Raw genomic sequence first — 3,246 nt, forward strand, 5'->3', positions numbered from 1 at the left:
GGTTAAAACATTTTCGTGCGGTTGCCACAAGATACGATAAATTGAAAATCCACTTTGAAAGCATGCTTGCCCTCGCATGTTCAATGATTTGGCTGACAATGTGAAAGATCAACAGCCCCTAGTTTAAGAACCTTAGTTTTACTTGATATAATATTTAGGGGAAATGAATGTCGAGGATAAAAAATCCATTCGTTTATAATGTGATGCGAAACAGCGGGGAGAGCGGAAGATATATCCGGCTACTCGATTAGCATTATTAATCATAAGTTGGTTCAAATAATGGAATTAAGGCAAACATGCCAAATTGAGCAACCCAATGCCCCACGGTCTGGTAATTTCCAGCCCACCAAGATGGGCGTTGAATGCTGAACTCAAAATGTTCTATATACAACCTTAACCAGCGTTCATCTTTTGTTGCTAAATATATTCGCCATAGACCCCAGGCTCTACTAAAATTGAGACCATACATGTGTGAGCTGGACGAGTGTTGGATTGGATTAATAAGCTCAGGGTTTGGTATAAATCGATTGATCCACACCTTGTATTCTTCCTTTTCTAGTACCTCTGAAACAAGCCATGCCCAATTTGTACAGCCAGCCATGAAACTTCGATTTTGTTTGTCTGAATCTAACGGGCATGGCTGATTAAAGACAATAAAATGCTTAGACACAAGCTGATCGACAAAATCAATCAATTCTTTACGACCACTAGCAATACCATAAGATCGTAAATTAATCAAAGCCCAACTGGCGCTTGTATAGGAATCAGACAATGGCAGAATTGAATGATTATTAAAATATTTTACAAGAGAATCTGCTACTTCATCAGCAAATTTTTTTAAACGATTATCATCATATGCCATATTAAATTCGATAGCTAATCTCAAAAACCATGCCCGGCCATACGGCATTTCAAATTCAGGATTTTGCTTCAGAAAATTTCTTTCAGCTTTAATCTTGTTAGGTGTAAGCTGGGACTTTACAAATTTATGTAATTTATCCGAGTTCGTGAGTCTTGATGCTGCTGTGAGCGCCCATACCCCATGTACTGAAGAATGCCAATCGACACATCCATGGAATAGTACGTGTTTCGTATCTTGGCGCCTAACACATGACTGAATAGGAACTAGCAAGTCGAAAACATAAGTGTTTCTACGCGCTTTAGTTTCCATGAGTGCTTCAATAGGGCTAGTTTTTCGCTCTTGAGTTGTATAATCACCCCATGCGCTAGTTGAAATGCTCAGGTATATTATTACACTAATCAACTTCAATATGTAAATGACCAGCCCTCTTTTTTTTGATTATTTGTCGGCCGGTTATTTTACATACTTTACGATCGAGTTTGCCGATATATTTTACGTAATGTTAAGCACCAGCTTAATATATTTTATTTTTCTGCACCATCTGGTTTTCATAGGTGTTATCACTGGTTTCTGCTGTTTTTATCATTTTATCATTTTATCAGTTCAGATTGCTTGAAACCGGTCTAGAAGCCCCAAATAGGGTCATAGCACTTTGCTCAAAATAGTTGGTCAACTAAACCAGTTAATAAGTATAATTGGTATTACACTTCTTTGGTAAATATAAATTTTTTATCAGAATGTGACATTATTGGACTCCCAAGCAGTATATATCACTATACTTTAATTAGTTACTTATTAAAGAAAACATTACAAAAGTGCTCAGCCACAGCGGTCATGTTTTCTCCGCTAAGGTTTCAATAGGGAGATAAAATGAGAGGACAAAACAACGGTTTTACCCTTATAGAGCTGGTCATAGTGATCATCATTTTAGGTGTCCTTTCTGCTACTGCACTGCCCAAATTCATTGATTTACAATCCGATGCTTATAAGAGCCAGCTGGCAGCGGCTTCAGCTTCGATGAAAACGGGAGTCTTGCTTTTCAAATCAAAGTCAAAAATATCGGGAGGTGGTGGTGATAGAGTTGTTTATTCAGAAATAGTAGGTTCAACTCATCAACCCTGGGCCGCCAGCTCCAACGGCACCTCACCCAGTACAGCCTATACAAATCCACCGGAAATTTTTAAAGCAGCCGGAATGGATGTTGCAGACTGGTCCTATCGCATCTATACCACAGATACTTATCAAGTTGTTGTAAGCCCGAAGCAAAAACTCGATATTGCACAACCTACTCAAGCACAAGTAACGGCCACAGACTGTTATATCCATTACAAATGGGAGGTATCTGGTACACCTACTATTCAGTTATTCGATGATGGGTGTTGATGAGGGTTCCTAATAAATAGGAGACAACAAGATACTGTGATAAATTAGAATAAAACTGTACAAGTATGTTTTCCTTAGCATTCATTATTATATGGCTTCCCATACATTATTGATCAATTATTAAACACGCAAGGTCAACGGCCTTCAATAAGGGGACTTTTATATTCATAACATTGAATCAAACATTTTAAAAAAGTATGTAAAATAGTAGATGCTTTTATGATGACTAGTTTTTTTGTTAGCAATGGGGCCAATATGGTCGATGATTTTTATGAAGCCTACAAAATAAAAAAACATAACTCATTGCAATTACTTGAGTAATTGTGAGGACATCAGGAATAACCATGATTTGTGATCCCTGCTAAACACAAGGGCGAACAGCCTCATTCAAAGAAGTTAAAGATCCACCTTCTTAGAAGGTAGCTTTGCTTTTTACCCCCTAGAAGGGGGCGGTGGTTTGCCTTCTTAGAAGGCAAACTGTTATCCCCATTTCAGCATCCATCCCAACTGTATCAACGCAATATCCTTTTGCCCAAAAACTATTGCCCCAATAAGGCTTCTTTCTCACGGCAAGATCATTATAAATTGAACTTTTCCTCCAACTAGCGATCTGATCACCATATACTAACAATTAGCTATTTGGTGATAATAATGAGCGCTACTTTTTTGAAATACTTCGACTCCATCTCAGACCCGCGTATTGAACGATGTAAGAAACATAATTTATACCAATCCCATTAATTTTGTGATCTAATGTGGGTTCTTTAAAGGAGCCCATATGATCCCTGATTTTCCTAAACTTATTCAATCTACATCTAATGCTAGATTACGAATGAGGTTATTAGCTGTTTCTCATTTCGTTGACGGAAAGAACCGAACAGAAATAGCTGTATTCTTAAAAGTAAGCCGTGTAAGTGTGAATAAATGGGTTAAAGCCTATTTAGATTCTGGCATTGATGGACTTTATGAAAAACCTCATACCGGAAGACCTTCAAGATTAA

4 protein-coding genes and 1 pseudogene are annotated in these 3,246 nt (G+C 37.6%); 3 read left to right on the plus strand and 2 right to left on the minus strand.

The annotated features are described in order from the left end of the window. Nucleotides 1-104 (plus strand): annotated as a pseudogene (locus G337_RS29315) (IS5/IS1182 family transposase); the annotation flags it as partial. Nucleotides 105-256: 152 nt separating this feature from the next. Here G337_RS29315 and G337_RS0118885 read toward each other — a convergent pair. Continuing rightward, the gene (locus G337_RS0118885) at nucleotides 257-1,171 is read right to left on the minus strand and encodes a DUF2891 family protein (RefSeq protein WP_028865251.1); all 915 of its coding nucleotides are present in this window, start codon (nucleotides 1,169-1,171) and stop codon (nucleotides 257-259) included. Between the two features lie 561 nt (nucleotides 1,172-1,732). On the opposite strand from G337_RS0118885, the gene G337_RS0118895 reads away from it, so the two are divergent. Continuing rightward, complete coding sequence (locus G337_RS0118895) at nucleotides 1,733-2,245, plus strand: prepilin-type N-terminal cleavage/methylation domain-containing protein (protein ID WP_028865253.1); 513 nt, start codon at nucleotides 1,733-1,735, stop codon at nucleotides 2,243-2,245. Between the two features lie 439 nt (nucleotides 2,246-2,684). Here the strand turns inward: G337_RS0118895 and G337_RS29625 are convergent, their stop codons facing one another. Next, nucleotides 2,685-2,813, minus strand: coding sequence for a hypothetical protein (locus G337_RS29625; RefSeq protein ID WP_425414443.1), 129 nt, complete (start codon nucleotides 2,811-2,813; stop codon nucleotides 2,685-2,687). A gap of 210 nt (nucleotides 2,814-3,023) precedes the next feature. Here G337_RS29625 and G337_RS0118900 point away from each other — a divergent pair. Beyond that, a partial coding sequence (locus G337_RS0118900) for a helix-turn-helix domain-containing protein (RefSeq protein WP_028865254.1) occupies nucleotides 3,024-3,246 on the plus strand: 223 nt, incomplete at its 3' end.

Origin of the sequence: Psychromonas aquimarina ATCC BAA-1526 (assembly GCF_000428725.1) — a bacterium.
In the GTDB taxonomy this organism is placed as follows: domain Bacteria; phylum Pseudomonadota; class Gammaproteobacteria; order Enterobacterales; family Psychromonadaceae; genus Psychromonas; species Psychromonas aquimarina.

Excerpts from the sequence above, each read along its gene's own strand:
- G337_RS0118885 (WP_028865251.1), bottom strand. The coding sequence starts at position 1,171 with ATGGAAACTAAAGCGCGTAGAAACACTTATGTTTTCGACTTGCTAGTT.
- G337_RS0118895 (WP_028865253.1), top strand. The coding sequence starts at position 1,733 with ATGAGAGGACAAAACAACGGTTTTACCCTTATAGAGCTGGTCATAGTG.